Below are 17488 nucleotides of genomic sequence, written 5' to 3' on the forward strand. Positions count from 1 at the left end.
CGTGGTTTTGGTGCGAGGGGGGGGACTTGAACCCCCACGTCCGTAAGGACACTAACACCTGAAGCTAGCGCGTCTACCAATTCCGCCACCTTCGCATACCATCGATTCTTGAAAAGAATCACTACCACGGAGGCGCATTCTAGTGGTTTTCAGCTATTCGTCAACAGTTAATTGCATGGGATAGATTGATTGCTGCAAAAATGGGCGCGAGACGTAGGTTGGATAAGACGCCTGGCGTCGCCATCCGGCACATGCAACCAGATGGCGCTGCGCTTATCAGGCCAACTATTTCTTCGCCTGACGGGTCATCACGGTACGATAAACCTTAAAGCGCCCGGTTTGCGCGATGACTTCATGGAAGCCAAAGGTCTCATCCAGAATCTTAGGATAGGGCAGAAAGGCGTTCGCCACGATGCGTAACTCTCCGCCGCTGTTCAGATGGCGCACTGCGCCGCGAATGAGCGTTTGCGCCGCATCAAGGCTGGTTTGCATTCCGTCGTGGAACGGCGGGTTGGAGATGATCATGTCAAAACGTCCTTTGACTTCCGAAAAGACGTTGCTGGCGAATACCTCGCCTTCAAGACCATTAGCGGCAAGCGTAGCGCGGCTAGCTTCCACCGCCGGCGCGCTGACGTCACACAGCGTCAGGCGCACTTTCGGCGAATGGCTGGCCAGCGCGGCGGAAAGTACGCCAGCGCCGCAGCCGACATCCAGCACTTTACCTTTGGTGTGCGGCGTCAGCGTAGACAGCAGCAGTTGGCTACCAACATCCAGTCCGTCGCGGCTGAATACGCCCGGCAACGTTTTGATGGTCAGCCCGTCGATATTGTACTCGGCCCACCAGGATTCAAGACTAAACTGCGGCTGCTTTTCCAGACGACCATGGTAAAGGCCGCAACGTCGCGCGCTATCTACTTTGTTCAGCGGCGCATAGTCCGCCAGCATCGGTTCGGCGCTACGCACGCCGCTGCGGTTTTCTCCCACGACGAAAACATCGCTGCCCACCGACATCAGCGACAAAATATTCATCAACTGGAACTGCGCTTCGGGTTTATTTTTCGGCCAGTAGTAGATCAGCGTATCGCAGTCAGCGACATCGCTGGCTTGCGCGACCAGGCTAAAACGGACGTTATCGCCCATCTGGCGGCTTAACGCCTGCCAGTGGTGAAACTGTTGCGTATACGCGCGGCTGGCGGCGCATTCAAAGCGCGCGGGCAGGTCATCCTGCAAATCTCCGGCAAAAAGAATACGGCTTTGTTCGAAATCATCACTGTGGCGCAGCAAGACTTCACTTGCCGGGGTAAAAGCAGACATGGAATGCTCCTTAATTCAGACTGGCGGCGATTATAGTAGTTTGATGGCGGAGATTCGACAGATTTGCTATATTTGCGCCCCTGATTACAGGAGCGTTTCGCTATGACATCCCGACGAGACTGGCAGTTACAGCAACTGGGTATTACGCAGTGGGCGCTGCGACGTCCTGGCGCGCTACAGGGCGAGATTGCGATTTCCCTTCCCGCGCACGTTCGTCTGATCGTGGTTGCAGAGGAATTACCCGCGCTGAACGAGCCGCTAATGCGCGATATTTTACGCGCGTTGACCGTGAGTCCCGATCAGGTTTTACCGCTGACGCCTGAGCGCGTCGTCATGCTGCCGCAGGGCAGCCGTTGTAATAGCTGGCGGTTAGGAACTGACGCGCCGCTCCAACTCGAAGGCGCTCAGGTCACGACGCCGGCGTTTAATGAACTCCGGGCAAACCCGGCGGCACGCGCCGCACTATGGCAACAAATCTGCGAACATGAACACGATTTCTATCCTCAGCACGACCGATCTCCCCGCAGCCTGGCAGATTGAGCAACGCGCTCATGCGTTTCCGTGGAGCGAAAAAACGTTTTTCGGCAACCAGGGCGAACGGTATCTCAACCTTAAGCTGACCGCTGATGACAGAATGGCCGCGTTTGCCATTACACAGGTGGTGCTGGACGAAGCGACGCTGTTCAATATCGCCGTCGATCCGGATTTTCAGCGTCGGGGGCTGGGGCGTATGCTGCTTGAGCATCTGATTGATGAACTGGAAAAACGCGGTGTTGTAACGTTATGGCTGGAGGTACGCGCCTCTAACGCTGCCGCCATCGCGCTGTATGAAAGTCTGGGGTTTAACGAGGCGACGATTCGCCGCAATTACTATCCCACGGCACAAGGGCATGAGGACGCCATCATCATGGCGTTACCGATAAGCATGTAATAAAAGAGGCAAGGTGTAATGATGAAGTGGGACTGGATTTTCTTTGATGCCGATGAAACGCTGTTTACGTTTGATTCTTTCACCGGCTTACAGCGGATGTTCCTTGACTATAGCGTCACCTTTACCGCTGAGGATTTCCAGGATTACCAGGCCGTGAATAAGCCGCTATGGGTGGATTATCAGAACGGCGCGATTACCTCATTACAATTGCAGCACGCGCGTTTTCAAAGTTGGGCTGAACGGCTAAACGTTGCGCCGGGACTGCTGAATGACGCTTTTATTAGTGCGATGGCGGAGATCTGTTCTCCTTTGCCGGGCGCCGTTTCGCTACTTAATGCGATTCGCGGGCAGGCTAAAATCGGTATTATTACTAACGGTTTTACCGCGCTACAACAAACTCGTCTGGAGCGCACCGGGCTGCGCGAGTATTTCGATCTGCTGGTGATTTCCGAGCAGGTTGGCGTCGCGAAGCCCGATCCGAAAATCTTTAACTACGCCCTGGAGCAGGCGGGGAATCCTGACCGCTCGCGCGTATTAATGATTGGCGATACCGCGGAGTCCGATATTCTTGGCGGCATTAACGCCGGACTGTCGACCTGCTGGCTTAACGCGCATCATCGCGAGCAGCCCGCGGGTATCCATCCAACCTGGACTGTGGCGTCATTAAGCGAACTGGAGCAGCTCCTGTGTAAACACTGATTGCCTCCCCCAGGTTGATGGGTAAAATAGCCGCATTTTTCGTATTCAACATGCGTGGTCAAACGCCGCGCTTACTCAAGAAGATTTGACTATGACGTTGTCTCCTTATTTGCAAGAGGTGGCCAAACGCCGCACTTTTGCCATCATTTCTCACCCGGACGCCGGTAAAACCACCATTACCGAAAAAGTGTTGCTGTTCGGACAGGCGATTCAGACCGCCGGTACGGTAAAAGGCCGTGGCTCCAGCCAACATGCAAAATCTGACTGGATGGAGATGGAAAAACAGCGTGGTATCTCCATCACCACCTCGGTGATGCAGTTCCCGTATCACGACTGTCTGGTGAACCTGCTGGACACCCCGGGGCACGAAGACTTCTCCGAAGATACCTACCGTACCCTGACGGCGGTGGACTGCTGTCTGATGGTGATCGACGCCGCAAAAGGCGTTGAAGACAGGACCCGCAAGCTGATGGAAGTTACCCGTCTGCGCGATACGCCAATCCTGACCTTTATGAACAAACTCGACCGTGACATCCGCGACCCGATGGAGCTGCTGGATGAAGTCGAGAACGAGCTGAAAATCGGCTGCGCGCCGATCACCTGGCCGATTGGCTGCGGCAAGCTGTTTAAGGGCGTTTATCACCTTTATAAAGATGAAACTTATCTGTATCAGACCGGTAAGGGGCACACCATTCAGGAAGTGCGCATCGTTAAAGGGCTGAATAACCCGGATCTGGACGCCGCCGTCGGTGAAGATCTGGCGCAGCAGCTGCGCGACGAGCTGGAACTGGTGCAGGGCGCGTCTAACGAGTTTGATGAAGAGCTGTTCCTGGCAGGGGAAATTACCCCGGTATTTTTCGGCACCGCGCTGGGTAACTTTGGCGTTGACCATATGCTGGATGGTTTAGTGGCGTGGGCGCCCGCGCCGATGCCGCGTCAAACCGATACCCGTACAGTGGAAGCCTCGGAAGAGAAATTCACCGGTTTTGTCTTTAAAATTCAGGCCAATATGGACCCGAAACACCGCGACCGCGTGGCGTTTATGCGCGTGGTTTCCGGTAAGTATGAGAAGGGCATGAAGCTACGCCAGGTCCGTACCGGCAAAGATGTGGTGATTTCCGACGCGTTAACTTTTATGGCGGGCGACCGTTCGCACGTTGAAGAAGCGTACCCGGGCGATATTTTGGGTCTGCATAACCACGGCACCATTCAGATCGGCGATACCTTCACTCAGGGCGAGATGATGAAGTTTACCGGTATCCCGAACTTTGCGCCGGAACTGTTCCGTCGTATTCGCCTGAAAGATCCGCTCAAGCAGAAGCAGCTACTGAAAGGGCTGGTGCAGCTTTCTGAAGAGGGGGCGGTTCAGGTATTCCGTCCCATCTCCAACAACGATCTGATTGTCGGCGCCGTGGGCGTTTTGCAGTTTGACGTTGTTGTCGCGCGCCTGAAAAGCGAATACAACGTTGAGGCGATTTATGAATCCGTCAACGTGGCGACGGCACGCTGGGTGGAAAGCGCCGATGCGAAGAAATTCGAAGAGTTCAAGCGTAAGAATGAAACGCAGCTGGCGCTGGATGGTGGCGACAACCTCACCTATATCGCCCCAACAATGGTTAACCTGAACCTGACCCAGGAACGTTACCCTGACGTTCAGTTCCGTAAAACGCGCGAACACTGATCCCTTTCCGGGCGCGGCATCCGCCGCGCCTTCGTACTTTCCCTGCCTTTTTAACCGCTTACGGAATGTTCTTAAATCCCGCGTTTTTTCTCCGATCTGCCTGTTTTTTATACGCGCCGACAAGCGATTTTAAAATTGTGATCTATATTTAACAAAGTGATGACATAAATGTCGGCTTTAATGCCTGTTCAATGCGTGAATATGAGAGCTTAAAGCTGAGATTTGTTTCAGTCACGATATTAATAACTGAAACGGAAGGGTGGCAGGCGACGCGTCGTTACAAATTCACGAATGTGATGCCAGTCATTGACTTCAGAAACCGGTGAGTTTCAACGCATTCAGCAATGCAACCTCGTGTTGCCTGAGCTCAAATTACGAGCAAACTATACAGGACAAAATCGATGACTATGACAAGACTGAAGATTTCTAAAACTCTGCTGGCCGTAATGTTGACCTCTGCTGTTGCGACAGGTTCTGCCTTTGCAGAAAACGCAACAACGGACAAGGCGCAAAGCGGAACCGAAACCGCAGGGCAAAAAGTCGATAGCTCTATGAATAAAGTCGGTAACTTCATGGATGACAGCGCCATCACTGCGAAAGTAAAAGCTGCGCTGGTAGACCATGACAATATTAAAAGCACCGATATTTCTGTCGAAACCAATCAGAAAGTCGTCACCCTGAGCGGCTTTGTAGAAAGCCAGGCGCAGGCTGAAGCCGCCGTGAAAGTGGCGAAAGGCGTAGAAGGCGTGGCCTCCGTTAGCGACAAACTTCACGTTCGCGACAATAAAGAAGGTTCCGTGAAAGGTTATGCCGGCGATACGGCCACGACCAGTGAAGTCAAAGCCAAGTTGCTGGCGGACGATCTCGTCCCTTCCCGTAAAGTGAAAGTGGAAACGACCGATGGCGTCGTACAGCTCTCCGGTACTGTTGAAACTCAGGAACAAAGCGACCGCGCTGAAAGCATCGCGAAAGCCGTTGATGGCGTAAAAAGTGTTAAAAACGATCTGAAAGTTCAGTAATTCGTCGTAATTCGTCCTCCCGACGTTTGTCGGGAGGCGTAATGTGCACCACACTAAAAATATCGCGAATGAGTAGCCTGAGCGCTCATATTTAGCGGTCGACATTAACTATGGTAAAGGAGAGGCTTATGTTTCGTTGGGGCATTATATTTCTGGTTATCGCGTTAATTGCCGCCGCATTGGGTTTTGGTGGACTGGCTGGTACGGCTGCCGGCGCGGCGAAAATCGTCTTCGTCGTCGGGATCGTGCTCTTCCTGGTCAGCCTGTTCATGGGCCGTAAACGACCCTAGCAGGCATCTGTAAAGATATATTGCTATCAAGCCAGTCCAGCGGACTGGCTTTTACGGTTTTAGCCGTTAACGTTTTGCGTTACCTTGTCAGCCTGGAAAAAAATGAAAAACAGGAAGGCAGAGGTGGGCCAGCGAATACCGGTTACGCTCGGCAATATTGCGCCGTTATCATTAACACCGTTCCGGCCAGGCCGTATGGCGCTGGTCTGTGAGGGCGGGGGGCAGCGGGGCATCTTTACCGCAGGCGTGCTGGATGAGTTTATGCGTGCGCAGTTTAATCCTTTCCATCTCTACTTCGGTACATCAGTCGGTGCGCAAAATCTCTCGGCGTATCTCTGCAACCAGCCCGGCTACGGGCGTAAAGTCATTATGCGCTATACCACCAGGCGCGAATTTTTTGATCCGCTGCGATTTGTACGCGGAGGAAACCTTATCGACCTCGACTGGCTGGTGGAGTCCACCGCCGCCCGGATGCCGCTGCAGATGGATACCGCAGCGCGCCTGTTCGACAGCGGAAAATCCTTTTATATGTGCGCCTGCCGGGGGGATGATTACACGCCGGGCTATTTCTCGCCGACAAAACAAAACTGGCTTGATATCATTCGCGCCTCCAGCGCCATACCGGGTTTCTACCGTACCGGCGTTACGTTAGAGGGCATCAACTATCTGGACGGTGGCATTAGCGACGCCATTCCGGTTCAGGAGGCGGCAAAGCGGGGGGCGAAAACCATTGTGGTGATCCGCACCGTACCCTCGCAAATGTATTACACGCCGCAGTGGTTTAAGCGTATGGAGCGCTGGCTGGGAGAGAGCAGTCTACAGCCGTTGGTCAACCTGGTGCAACATCATGAAACGTCCTACAGCGCGATCCAACAATTTATTGAAAAGCCGCCGGGTAAGCTGCGGATCATTGAAATTTATCCGCCGAAACCGCTGCACAGCATGGCGCTGGGCAGCCGTATCCCGGCGCTGCGTGAGGATTACAAAACCGGGCAATTATGCGGGCGTTATTTCCTTGCCACCGTTGGTAAATTGCTCGCCGCAACGCCGCCTCTTTTGCGCCATTCGTCGCGGATTACCGTGCCGGAAACGGTGGTCGTGCCTTCGGCGCCGGTGGCCAATGATACGCATGTGACGGAGGTTATTAGCGCGCCGCAGGCAAACGACACCACATTTACCGACGAGGATCTGGCGTGAGCTGGCGCTTTATTGATACGCATTGCCATTTTGATTTCCCGCCCTTTACGGGCGATGAGCGCGCCAGTATTCAGCGTGCCTGTGAGGCGGGCGTTGAAAAAATCATCGTGCCGGCGACCGAGGCGGCGCACTTTCCCCGCGTGCTGGCGCTGGCGGCGCGTTTCCCGTCGCTTTATGCTGCGCTGGGATTGCACCCCATAGTGATTGAGCGTCATGTCGATGACGATCCTGATAAGCTGCAACAGGCGCTGGCGCAACAACAGAACGTCGTGGCGGTAGGCGAGATCGGTCTCGATCTCTATCGCGACGATCCGCAGTTCGCCAGGCAAGAGCGATTGTTAGACGCGCAGCTGCAACTGGCAAAACGCTACGATCTGCCGGTGATCCTTCACTCGCGGCGCACGCATGACAAACTGGCGATGCGCTTAAAGCGCCAGGATCTGCCGCGAACCGGTGTGGTGCATGGTTTTGCCGGCAGTCTGCAACAGGCCGAACGTTTTGTGCAACTGGGCTATAAAATCGGCGTCGGCGGCACCATCACCTACCCGCGCGCCAGTAAAACCCGTGATGTTATGGCGCGGTTGCCGCTGGACGCGCTGTTGCTGGAGACCGATGCGCCGGATATGCCGCTAAAAGGGTTTCAGGGGCAGCCGAATCGCCCGGAGCAGGCGGCGCGCGTATTTGATGCGCTCTGCGAATTACGCCCGGAGCCCGCAGAGGTGATAGCCGATGCGCTGTATCGCAATACCATTACCTTGTTTCGGCTCTGAGGGCATCGCAGCCGCCATCCGGCAGGTGACGCTTACAGATATAGCGCCGGCAAAATCAGCTTCGCCACCCCACGCGCGCGCAATCCGTCAGCCAGCCGTTCCACCTCTTGCGGCGTCGCGCCTGGCCAGGCTTTCGCTTCGCCATAGACGCCATGCGCATGAAAGGCATTCAAACGCACCGGAACCTCGCCCAGCGAAGTAATAAACGCCGCCAGTGAATCGATATGCGCCGCATAGTCCACCTGACCCGGGATAACCAGCAACCGCAGCTCCGCCAGTTTTCCCCGCGCAGCAAGAAAGCGGATACTGTGCTTAATATGCGTGTTATCACGTCCGGTCAGACGGTGATGACACTCGCTCTTCCAGGCTTTCAGATCGAGCATTACGCCGTCGCAAACCGGCAGTAGTTTCTGCCAGCCGGTCTCGCTTAACTGACCATTACTGTCCACCAGACAGGTCAGCCGTTGTAACTGCGGATCGGCTTTGATCGCCGTAAATAGCGCCACAATAAACGGTAATTGCGTGGTCGCCTCTCCGCCGCTGACGGTAATACCTTCAATAAACAGCGATGCTTTACGAATATGACGCAGCACATCGTCAACGCTCATGGTCTGCGCCATTGGCGTTGCCTGCTGTGGGCACATTTTCAGGCAGGTATCGCACTGCTCGCAGACGTCCGACCGCCATACCACTTTCCCGCCATCAACGCTGAGGGCGTGATGCGGACACTGCGATACGCATTCCCCGCAGTCGTTACAGCGACCCATCGTCCACGGGTTATGGCAATTCTTGCAGCGCAAATTGCAGCCCTGTAAGAATAATGCCAGGCGGCTGCCTGGCCCATCGACGCAGGAAAACGCAATGATCTTACTGACTAAAGCGCATCTGTTGTTCATGGCTGACTACGCGTGGCTGTCGTTCCAGGATGCGGGTATTACGTGCGGCTTCTTCTCCCAGCCAGGTGGTGTTCGTGCGCGAGCCTTCGGCGCGAAATTTCGCCAGATCCGACAGGCGCACCATATAACCGGTGACGCGCACCAGATCGTTGCCGCTGACATTGGCGGTAAATTCCCGCATCCCGGCTTTGAACGCGCCAAGACAAAGCTGGACCAACGCCTGCGGATTACGCTTGATGGTTTCGTCCAGCGTCAGAATGTCGCTGATCCCGGCATGATAAAAGGCATGGTGCGGCGCGACGGTTTGCAAATGGGTGATAGGGTCCGGTTCATCGCCATACGGCAGACGCGCGCCCGGCGTAGTGCCAATATCGGAACTGATGCCAGACTGGGCATGGAGCAGCGCCCGTTGCTTCCAGCCATACTTCACTGGCGTATTTTCGACGAAATCCGCCAGTTGGGCACTGATACGGTAGCCCAGCTCGTTTGCCGTTTCATTCTTGCCGTAACGGGCGGTCAGGCCCGCGTTTTCGCACAGCAGATTCACGGCTTCCGCCAGCCCGTACATACCGAACATCGGCGCAAAACGTTCGGGATCGATCAAACCTTCCTGTACAAGAAAGCTATTCTCAAAGAAATGTGACTTTTCATAGAGGAATTCACATCGTGAATTAATGATGGCGATCTGCTGTCGGCAGTAGTGCGGTAGCGTGCGTGAAAAGAAGTCATCGACAGACGTACTGCGTTCTGCCACGGCTTTCAGGTTGAGACGTACCAGCGTACTGCCGCCGCCGCCAAGCGGTAGCGAGTTATAACAACTGACGATGCCATAATGACCTTTTGTGAAAATTTTATCATTTACAGGGCCATTGGAAATGTGTGGCTTACTACATTCACAAATGTTTTTGGCGACCTCCAGCAGCAGATCGTCCGGCGTAATTTCCGCATCGTAGATAAACGTCAGGTTAGGCGCCACCTGCTTTAGCTCGGCATCAGCGCGCAAAATCGCTCGTGTGACAGGCGTATCGGCAGGGCCAATATTGGCATGCATAAAGGCGTCTGGCAGCGTTCTGTCGAGATAACGCCAGAAACGTTTTATTCGAATATCGATCGCATCTTGTGTTAGAATTCTAACATACGGTTGCAGCAACGCATCAAGCTGGCCGAGATAAACCGGCATGGACGTCACGGAAGGAACGTGATGATACAGAATGGTGAGTAGGGATAACGCATCATCCAGATCTTTCGCGCCTTCCAGTTCCAGCCACTGTGAACCGTTAGCCAGAAATCGGGCGTAATCGGGCAACACGTAGCGCGGTTTGAAGGGGGCGTGCCCCTCAAACATATCGCAAATGACGCCTTCATCCAGCGCCTGGCGGGCATCTTCCGGCAGGGTGGGATAAGGCAGGGCGTTTTCAGCTTCCAGCGCCAGAAAATGGCGTTTTTGTTCAGGCGTGAGCACCGGGCTGGTCACAATTTGCTGGCAACGCTGCTGGAGCGCAGTTTCGCATGAGGCAGGCATCTTCGTTTCCTCTTTATGCCGGGACGATGCGCTATTGTAGAAAATGGCGGCAAACCGACTTTGATCCTGATGCGCTTAACGCTCGAAGAACAGGCGGTGACGGCGGGATAATTTGATTCAGATCTCATTACAGTAATGCAAATTTGTACGTAGTTTTCATTAACTGTGATGTATATCGAAGTGTAATCGCGAGTGAATGTTAGAATATTAACAGACTCGCAAGGTGAAATTTTATACGGCAATGCCGTTGGAGAATGTCATGACTGATTTAAAAGCAAGCAGCCTGCGTGCGCTCAAACTGATGGATCTGACCACTCTGAACGATGACGACACCAATGAAAAAGTGATCGCGTTGTGTCATCAGGCAAAAACTCCGGTCGGGAATACGGCGGCGATTTGTATTTACCCGCGTTTTATCCCGATTGCGCGTAAAACTCTGAAAGAACAAGGTACGCCGGACATCCGCATTGCAACGGTGACTAACTTCCCGCATGGCAATGATGACATCGATATTGCGCTGGCGGAAACCCGTGCGGCGATCGCCTACGGCGCCGACGAAGTGGACGTGGTATTCCCGTACCGCGCGTTGATCGCCGGTAACGAGCAGGTGGGTTTTGACCTGGTAAAAGCCTGTAAAGACGCTTGTGCCGCAGCGAACGTATTGCTGAAAGTGATCATCGAAACCGGCGAGCTGAAAGAAGAGGCGCTGATTCGTAAAGCCTCTGAAATCTCCATTAAAGCCGGTGCGGATTTCATCAAAACCTCTACCGGTAAAGTGCCGGTAAACGCTACGCCGGAAAGCGCGCGCATCATGATGGAAGTGATCCGCGACATGGGTGTTTCCAAAACCGTTGGCTTCAAACCGGCGGGCGGCGTACGTACGGCGGAAGACGCGCAGAAATTCCTCGCGATTGCAGACGAACTGTTTGGCGCTGACTGGGCAGATTCTCGTCACTACCGCTTTGGCGCATCCAGCCTGCTGGCAAGCCTGCTGAAAGCGCTGGGTCACGGCGACGGTAAGAGCGCCAGCAGCTACTAAGCTCTGATTTGCCGGATGGCGGCTAACGCCTTATCCGGCCTACAAATCCAGGCCTGTAGGCCGGATAAGGCGTTAGCCGCCATCCGGCGATGTAAGCCTTCTACTCTTTTCCCTCAGGAGGGTACCGTGTTTCTCGCACAAGAAATTATTCGTAAAAAGCGTGATGGTCATGCGTTGAGTGACGAAGAAATTCGTTTCTTTATCAATGGTATTCGTGACAATACTATCTCTGAAGGGCAGATTGCCGCCCTGGCGATGACCATCTTCTTCCACGATATGACCATGCCGGAGCGTGTTTCGCTGACCATGGCGATGCGGGATTCCGGTACTGTCCTTGACTGGAAAAGCCTGAATCTCAATGGCCCGATTGTCGATAAGCATTCGACCGGCGGCGTAGGGGACGTGACGTCTCTGATGCTGGGGCCAATGGTAGCGGCCTGCGGCGGTTATGTGCCGATGATCTCCGGTCGCGGTCTCGGACATACCGGCGGTACGCTCGACAAACTGGAAGCGATCCCGGGCTTTGATATCTTCCCGGACGACAACCGTTTCCGCGAAATTATTCAAGACGTGGGTGTGGCGATTATTGGGCAAACCAGCTCGCTTGCACCGGCGGACAAACGTTTTTACGCCACCCGCGATATTACCGCGACGGTGGACTCTATTCCGCTGATCACCGGTTCCATCCTCGCCAAGAAACTGGCCGAAGGGCTGGATGCGCTGGTAATGGACGTAAAAGTCGGCAGCGGCGCGTTTATGCCAACCTATGAACTTTCTGAAGCCCTTGCTGAAGCGATTGTTGGCGTGGCAAACGGCGCGGGAGTTCGCACTACGGCGTTGTTAACCGATATGAACCAGGTGCTGGCTTCGAGCGCCGGTAACGCGGTGGAAGTGCGTGAAGCCGTGCAGTTCCTGACCGGTGAATACCGCAATCCGCGCTTGTTTGACGTCACCATGGCGCTGTGCGTGGAGATGCTGATCTCCGGCAATCTGGCAAAAGATGACGCCGAAGCGCGTGCCAAACTGCAGGCGGTGCTGGATAACGGTAAAGCGGCAGAAGTCTTTGGCCGGATGGTGGCCGCGCAGAAAGGGCCGAGCGATTTCGTTGAGAACTACGATAAATACCTGCCGACCGCCATGTTGAGCAAAGCGGTATATGCTGATACCGAAGGGTTTATCAGCGCAATGGATACGCGTGCGCTGGGGATGGCGGTCGTCTCGATGGGCGGCGGCCGTCGTCAGGCGTCTGATACCATTGATTACAGCGTTGGCTTTACCGACATGGCCCGTCTGGGCGACAGCATCGACGGGCAGCGCCCGCTGGCGGTGATTCATGCCAAAGACGAAGCCAGTTGGCAGGAAGCGGCGAAGGCCGTCAAAGCGGCAATTATCCTTGACGATAAAGCGCCAGCAAGCACACCTTCGGTCTATCGTCGAATTACTGAATAGTTGTATACTGATCTGATCAATTATTTTTGAAGCACTAAGTACGGAGAAGATATGAAACGTGCATTTATTATGGTGCTGGACTCATTCGGCATCGGCGCTACTGAAGACGCGGATCGTTTTGGCGACGTAGGTTCCGACACTCTGGGCCACATCGCAGAAGCTTGCGCCAAAGGCGAAGCTGACAATGGCCGTAAGGGCCCGTTGAATCTGCCTAACCTGACTCGTCTGGGGCTGGTGAAAGCGTATGAAGGCTCTACCGGTAAAATTGCCGCCGGCATGGACGGCAACGCGGACGTTATTGGCGCATACGCATGGGCGCACGAACTGTCCTCCGGCAAAGATACGCCGTCCGGCCACTGGGAAATCGCCGGCGTGCCGGTGCTGTTCGACTGGGGCTATTTCAGCGACCACGAAAACAGCTTCCCGCAGGAACTGCTGGATAAGCTGGTAAAACGCGCCAACCTGCCGGGCTATCTCGGTAACTGCCACTCTTCCGGTACGGTCATTCTGGACCAGTTCGGCGAAGAGCACATGAAAACCGGCAAGCCGATTTTTTACACCTCCGCTGACTCCGTGTTCCAGATTGCCTGCCACGAAGAGACCTTTGGCCTGGATAAACTCTACGAGCTGTGCGAAATCGCCCGTGAAGAGCTGACCGAAGGCGGCTACAACATTGGCCGCGTGATCGCGCGTCCGTTTATCGGCGACAAGGCCGGTAACTTCCAGCGTACCGGCAACCGTCACGACCTGGCCGTAGAACCGCCAGCGCCGACCGTGCTGCAGAAACTGGTCGATGAAAAACAGGGCCACGTGGTGTCCGTCGGTAAGATTGCCGACATCTACGCCAACTGCGGCATCACTAAGAAAGTGAAAGCGACCGGTCTGGACGCGCTGTTCGACGCGACCCTCAAAGAGATGAAAGAAGCGGGCGATAAAACCATCGTTTTCACTAACTTCGTTGACTTCGACTCTTCCTGGGGCCACCGTCGCGACATCGCGGGCTACGCCGCAGGTCTGGAGCTGTTTGACCGCCGTCTGCCGGAGCTGATGGAGCTGGTGGGTGAAGATGACATTCTGATCCTGACCGCTGACCACGGCTGTGACCCGAGCTGGACCGGTACTGACCATACCCGTGAGCACATTCCGGTGCTGATCTACGGTCCGAAAGTCAAACCGGGCTCTTTAGGTCACCGTGAAACCTTTGCGGATATCGGCCAGACGCTGGCGACCTACTTTGGTACATCGCCGATGGACTACGGTAAAAACATGCTGTGATACCCGTTGTCTTTCGCGCTGTAGATGCGTTGACTTCATTCGCTCACCCCGGTCACATAGTTAATCTATGCTCCCGGGGATTCACGAATTCGTCGCCTTCCTACAACGCGAAATCCTTAGGGTATTTCACTGTTTTTACACACGTTTTGTAGGCCTGATAAGGCGTAGCCGCCATCAGGCAATAACAACAAATTTAAAGGGAACTGAAGATGGCAACTCCACATATTAATGCAGAAATGGGTGATTTCGCTGACGTCGTATTGATGCCGGGCGACCCGCTGCGTGCGAAGCACATTGCTGAGACTTTCCTCGAAGATGTCCGCGAAGTGAACAACGTTCGCGGCATGTTAGGTTTCACCGGGACTTACAAAGGCCGTAAGATCTCCGTGATGGGCCACGGTATGGGTATCCCGTCCTGCTCCATCTACACCAAAGAGCTGATCACCGATTTCGGCGTGAAGAAAATCATTCGCGTCGGCTCCTGCGGCGCTGTGCGCATGGACGTCAAACTGCGTGACGTGGTGATCGGTATGGGGGCCTGCACCGACTCCAAAGTGAACCGTATCCGTTTCAAAGATCATGACTTTGCGGCTATCGCTGACTTCGACATGGTACGTAACGCGGTTGACGCGGCAAAAGCGCTGGGCGTAGACGCGCGCGTGGGCAACCTGTTCTCCGCGGATCTGTTCTATTCTCCGGACGGCGAAATGTTCGACGTGATGGAAAAATACGGCGTACTGGGCGTAGAGATGGAAGCGGCGGGTATCTACGGCGTTGCGGCTGAATTTGGCGCGAAAGCGCTGACCATCTGCACCGTGTCTGACCATATCCGTACCCACGAGCAGACCACTGCCGCTGAACGTCAGACGACCTTCAACGACATGATCAAAATCGCGCTGGAATCCGTACTGCTGGGCGATAAAGAGTAAGATTGTGCTGTGCCCGGTGGCGCTTCGCTTACCGGGCCTACAACGGCCTGCGATTGTTACAGGATCGATTTGTAGGCTGGATAAGGCGTAGCCGCCATCCGGCAATTTGCTGTTTATACTGCGAGCCTCATTCCCGAATTACCCTCTCCGCATTGCCTTTTGCTATTAACCCGTTACGTTTGGATTTTGTTTAAGGAATGAACAAAATGTCGAACTATCGTCGTTATTACATTAACGGTGGAACCTGGTTTTTCACGGTTAATCTGAAAAACCGGAAAAGTGATTTACTTGTCCGCCAGATTGCGGAATTACGCTCTGCGATTCGCCGAGTGAAAAATACGAAGCCTTTTCAAATTGATGCTTTTGTCGTGTTGCCTGAGCATCTGCATTGCATCTGGACGCTTCCTGAGAACGATTGTGACTTTTCATCTCGCTGGCGGGAGCTTAAAAAGTTATTTACCAAATCGATAATGCGCCATGACGTGTGGCAGCCACGATTCTGGGAGCACACGATTCGCGACGAAAAGGATTTTCGCCGACATGTCGATTACCTCTACTTCAACCCCGTGAAGCACGGTTGGGTAAGGCGGGTGCAGGATTGGCCGTTTTCGACCTTTCATCGTGATGTTCGCAATGGCGTTTACCCGGTTGATTGGGCGGGGGAGGTGAGGGATCTTGACGCTGGTGAATGGCGGTAATGCCGGATGGCGCGTTGCTTATCCGGCCTACAGAAAGCACTCATTTGTAGGCCGGATAAGGCGTAGCCGCCATCCGGCAATTCTTTAACGCACGGCCCCTGCGACCCAATTCGCCAGTTCCCGCAACTCACTCTCCTGTTCCGGAAACGTCGCTATCAGCGCTTCGCACGTTTCCTGTAGTTTATCCGCCCGATACTGGCAGCCTTGCAGCCGCCCCGCCAGCGCTTCCAGCGGTGCCGGGTTCAGGCTATCGGTAAACGCCTGTGCGCGGGTAATCACACCTTTCTCTACGTCAAAATGCAGCTCGACGCCGCCCCAGGTGAAACGCTCGTCCAGCAGATGGCTGAACGCCGGTGCCTGGCCGAAATTCCACTCCCAACTGCTCTGGCGCGCAAAGGTTTCGGTAAAATTCGGCAGATCCGGCGTTTTATCCGGTGAAATCACTTCCGCGTCGATGCGTTCGCCGTAATGGGCGAAAAAGGCTTCCGTGACCGCCTGGCAGACCTGTTCATGGGTGATACCCGGTAATAACTCGGTAAGATTGGCTACGCGGGAGCGAACGGAGGTGATTCCTTTCGCCGCAAGTTTCTTTTTATCCGGATTCAGATAGTTTGCCAGACGGCTGAGGTCGGCGTTCAGCAGCAGCGTACCGTGATGGAAGCCGCGATCTTTGGTTTCGCGATAGGCTGAACCGGAGACTTTGCGATCGCCGTCCGGCGTTTTTACGACCAGATCGTTGCGTCCCGAAGCATCGGCCATGACGCCCAGCGAATTCAGCGCCGCGAGCACAATATGGGTGGAGATGGTTTTATCGTATTCCGGTTTACCGGCCATAAAGGTAAAGCAGGTATTACCGAGGTCATGGAATACCGCGCCGCCGCCACTGCTACGGCGGGCCAGACGGACGTTATCTTCTTCCATACGCCGCGTATTACACTCTTTCCACGGGTTTTGCGCGCGTCCAATGACCACCGTGTCCGCGTTGCGCCACAGGAACAGCACGCGCTGGGTGGCGGGCATCTGGCGGAAAATGTACTCCTCGACCGCCAGGTTAAACCAGGGATCGTAAGAGTCAGAAATAAGCAGGCGTAATGTTGTCATGGTGGTTTTCCTTACCTTTATTAAGCCGTCATTTTACTCTTTTTCCTCACGCTCTTCCTCTTCCGGAACAGGCTTGCTGGCCGTTAACAGGAAGGGTGACTGCTGCCAGCGGGTGCGTTTACCTTGTAGCAAGGTGCGCGTCAGCACCACGCCTATCGCCAGCGAGAGTAGCAGCATCAGGCGTAGAATGTTTGTGGTGTTATCGACCTGTTTTGCTTCGGTGGCCAGAGTGTGGGTATCCAGCGTCAGACGCAGGTAGCCCAATGGGCCGTTTTTCCCCTGGATAGGCTCGACAATTTGTTGGTTAAAATAGCTGCCCGCTTTTTTGCCATCCAGCGCCAGCCTGTCGCGCACGTTGACGCTTTCGCCAGCGCGAGTAATAAGATCGCCCTGTTCATCATAGACGCCGGCATCCAGAATACGGCTCTCTTGCGTGAGCTGACGCAGCACGGCGTTGATGCGATTTTCATCCGGTGTTTCGCTGCGCATCAGCGGGGCGATGTTGAGCGTCACCTGGCGCGCCAGCGTGCGGGCCAGCTCTTCCAGCTGTGGATTGCGCTGTCGCTGGTGGTTTTGACTAAACCAAGACGCGCCCTGCATGAGCGCGACGAGCAGTGTGAGACAGAACAATACAATGACTGCACGATGCAGCCGAAATTTCAGTTTTGCGCGAGCCAT

18 protein-coding genes and 1 tRNA gene are annotated in these 17488 nt (G+C 54.6%); 13 read left to right on the forward strand and 6 right to left on the reverse strand.

What is annotated here, in order from left to right; genetic code table 11:
- Positions 1–8: 8 nt before the first annotated feature.
- Positions 9–95, reverse strand: a tRNA-Leu gene (locus tag J4685_RS05155).
- Between the two features lie 190 nt (positions 96–285).
- Positions 286–1314, reverse strand: coding sequence for a 16S rRNA (guanine(1207)-N(2))-methyltransferase RsmC (gene rsmC, locus J4685_RS05160; RefSeq protein ID WP_001272294.1), 1029 nt, complete (start codon positions 1312–1314; stop codon positions 286–288).
- A gap of 102 nt (positions 1315–1416) precedes the next feature.
- Between rsmC and J4685_RS05165 the strand changes: the two genes are divergently transcribed.
- The 8 genes from J4685_RS05165 (at position 1417) to J4685_RS05200 (ending at position 7901) form a co-directional block, all read left to right on the forward strand.
- The gene (locus tag J4685_RS05165; RefSeq protein ID WP_000204001.1) at positions 1417–1854 is read left to right on the forward strand and encodes a DNA polymerase III subunit psi; all 438 of its coding nucleotides are present in this window, start codon (positions 1417–1419) and stop codon (positions 1852–1854) included.
- Positions 1799–2245 carry a ribosomal protein S18-alanine N-acetyltransferase gene (gene rimI / locus J4685_RS05170; RefSeq protein WP_001092435.1) on the forward strand — a complete coding sequence of 149 codons (447 nt, stop codon included), beginning with the start codon at positions 1799–1801 and terminating at the stop codon, positions 2243–2245. Before J4685_RS05165 ends, rimI begins: the two co-directional genes overlap by 56 nt.
- 21 nt (positions 2246–2266) lie before the next feature.
- Complete coding sequence (yjjG, locus tag J4685_RS05175; protein WP_000870685.1) at positions 2267–2944, forward strand: pyrimidine 5'-nucleotidase; 678 nt, start codon at positions 2267–2269, stop codon at positions 2942–2944.
- A 91-nt stretch (positions 2945–3035) separates the two neighbouring features.
- Positions 3036–4625 (forward strand): peptide chain release factor 3, encoded by a 1590-nt coding sequence (gene prfC, locus J4685_RS05180; RefSeq protein ID WP_000175965.1) that lies wholly within the window; start codon positions 3036–3038, stop codon positions 4623–4625.
- Between the two features lie 401 nt (positions 4626–5026).
- Positions 5027–5644, forward strand: coding sequence for a molecular chaperone OsmY (gene osmY, locus J4685_RS05185; protein ID WP_000178961.1), 618 nt, complete (start codon positions 5027–5029; stop codon positions 5642–5644).
- Positions 5645–5772: 128 nt separating this feature from the next.
- On the forward strand, positions 5773–5934 hold the full coding sequence (locus J4685_RS05190; protein ID WP_000490276.1) for a DUF1328 domain-containing protein: 162 nt from the start codon (positions 5773–5775) through the stop codon (positions 5932–5934).
- 123 nt (positions 5935–6057) lie between these two features.
- Entirely contained in the window at positions 6058–7131 is a 1074-nt protein-coding gene (locus tag J4685_RS05195) for a patatin family protein (protein ID WP_000531549.1), read from the forward strand.
- Positions 7128–7901: a metal-dependent hydrolase gene (locus J4685_RS05200; protein WP_000119018.1), complete on the forward strand. Its 774-nt coding sequence runs from the start codon at positions 7128–7130 to the stop codon at positions 7899–7901. Before J4685_RS05195 ends, J4685_RS05200 begins: the two co-directional genes overlap by 4 nt.
- A 32-nt stretch (positions 7902–7933) precedes the next feature.
- On the opposite strand, the gene J4685_RS05205 is transcribed toward J4685_RS05200, so the two are convergent.
- Positions 7934–8797, reverse strand: coding sequence for a YjjW family glycine radical enzyme activase (locus J4685_RS05205; RefSeq protein ID WP_001064945.1), 864 nt, complete (start codon positions 8795–8797; stop codon positions 7934–7936).
- On the reverse strand, positions 8769–10319 hold the full coding sequence (locus J4685_RS05210; protein ID WP_001111690.1) for a YjjI family glycine radical enzyme: 1551 nt from the start codon (positions 10317–10319) through the stop codon (positions 8769–8771). Before J4685_RS05210 ends, J4685_RS05205 begins: the two co-directional genes overlap by 29 nt.
- Positions 10320–10578: 259 nt before the next feature.
- Between J4685_RS05210 and deoC the strand changes: the two genes are divergently transcribed.
- The 5 genes from deoC (at position 10579) to J4685_RS05235 (ending at position 15709) form a co-directional block, all read left to right on the forward strand.
- Positions 10579–11358, forward strand: a complete 780-nt coding sequence (gene deoC / locus J4685_RS05215) for a deoxyribose-phosphate aldolase (protein ID WP_001519713.1) — start codon at positions 10579–10581, stop codon at positions 11356–11358.
- Positions 11359–11484: 126 nt separating this feature from the next.
- Positions 11485–12807, forward strand: a complete 1323-nt coding sequence (deoA, locus tag J4685_RS05220; protein WP_000477835.1) for a thymidine phosphorylase — start codon at positions 11485–11487, stop codon at positions 12805–12807.
- A 51-nt stretch (positions 12808–12858) separates the two neighbouring features.
- A complete protein-coding gene (deoB, locus tag J4685_RS05225; RefSeq protein ID WP_000816457.1) occupies positions 12859–14082 on the forward strand; it encodes a phosphopentomutase in 1224 nt (407 codons plus the stop codon).
- A gap of 209 nt (positions 14083–14291) precedes the next feature.
- Entirely contained in the window at positions 14292–15011 is a 720-nt protein-coding gene (gene deoD, locus J4685_RS05230; protein WP_000224864.1) for a purine-nucleoside phosphorylase, read from the forward strand.
- Between the two features lie 206 nt (positions 15012–15217).
- Positions 15218–15709 (forward strand): REP-associated tyrosine transposase, encoded by a 492-nt coding sequence (locus J4685_RS05235; RefSeq protein WP_000073959.1) that lies wholly within the window; start codon positions 15218–15220, stop codon positions 15707–15709.
- Positions 15710–15793: 84 nt separating this feature from the next.
- On the opposite strand, the gene lplA is transcribed toward J4685_RS05235, so the two are convergent.
- Both lplA and J4685_RS05245 read right to left on the reverse strand, forming a co-directional pair.
- Positions 15794–16810, reverse strand: coding sequence for a lipoate--protein ligase LplA (gene lplA, locus J4685_RS05240; RefSeq protein ID WP_000209782.1), 1017 nt, complete (start codon positions 16808–16810; stop codon positions 15794–15796).
- A 33-nt stretch (positions 16811–16843) separates the two neighbouring features.
- Positions 16844–17488, reverse strand: a complete 645-nt coding sequence (locus J4685_RS05245) for a YtjB family periplasmic protein (RefSeq protein WP_000090067.1) — start codon at positions 17486–17488, stop codon at positions 16844–16846.

The sequence above is a fragment of the Salmonella sp. 32100201201700099SM genome (assembly GCF_017572645.1).
Classification (GTDB): Bacteria; Pseudomonadota; Gammaproteobacteria; order Enterobacterales; family Enterobacteriaceae; genus Salmonella; species Salmonella enterica.

Bases quoted from the DNA above. Each gene is read 5' to 3' on its own strand.
- J4685_RS05190 (WP_000490276.1), top strand. From the start codon at position 5,773: ATGTTTCGTTGGGGCATTATATTTCTGGTTATCGCGTTAATTGCCGCC.
- rsmC (WP_001272294.1), bottom strand. From the start codon at position 1,314: ATGTCTGCTTTTACCCCGGCAAGTGAAGTCTTGCTGCGCCACAGTGAT.
- prfC (WP_000175965.1), top strand. From the start codon at position 3,036: ATGACGTTGTCTCCTTATTTGCAAGAGGTGGCCAAACGCCGCACTTTT.
- osmY (WP_000178961.1), top strand. From the start codon at position 5,027: ATGACTATGACAAGACTGAAGATTTCTAAAACTCTGCTGGCCGTAATG.
- deoD (WP_000224864.1), top strand. From the start codon at position 14,292: ATGGCAACTCCACATATTAATGCAGAAATGGGTGATTTCGCTGACGTC.
- J4685_RS05165 (WP_000204001.1), top strand. From the start codon at position 1,417: ATGACATCCCGACGAGACTGGCAGTTACAGCAACTGGGTATTACGCAG.
- lplA (WP_000209782.1), bottom strand. From the start codon at position 16,810: ATGACAACATTACGCCTGCTTATTTCTGACTCTTACGATCCCTGGTTT.
- J4685_RS05245 (WP_000090067.1), bottom strand. From the start codon at position 17,488: ATGGCTCGCGCAAAACTGAAATTTCGGCTGCATCGTGCAGTCATTGTA.
- deoB (WP_000816457.1), top strand. From the start codon at position 12,859: ATGAAACGTGCATTTATTATGGTGCTGGACTCATTCGGCATCGGCGCT.
- J4685_RS05235 (WP_000073959.1), top strand. From the start codon at position 15,218: ATGTCGAACTATCGTCGTTATTACATTAACGGTGGAACCTGGTTTTTC.
- J4685_RS05205 (WP_001064945.1), bottom strand. From the start codon at position 8,797: ATGAACAACAGATGCGCTTTAGTCAGTAAGATCATTGCGTTTTCCTGC.
- rimI (WP_001092435.1), top strand. From the start codon at position 1,799: ATGAACACGATTTCTATCCTCAGCACGACCGATCTCCCCGCAGCCTGG.
- deoC (WP_001519713.1), top strand. From the start codon at position 10,579: ATGACTGATTTAAAAGCAAGCAGCCTGCGTGCGCTCAAACTGATGGAT.
- yjjG (WP_000870685.1), top strand. From the start codon at position 2,267: ATGAAGTGGGACTGGATTTTCTTTGATGCCGATGAAACGCTGTTTACG.
- J4685_RS05210 (WP_001111690.1), bottom strand. From the start codon at position 10,319: ATGCCTGCCTCATGCGAAACTGCGCTCCAGCAGCGTTGCCAGCAAATT.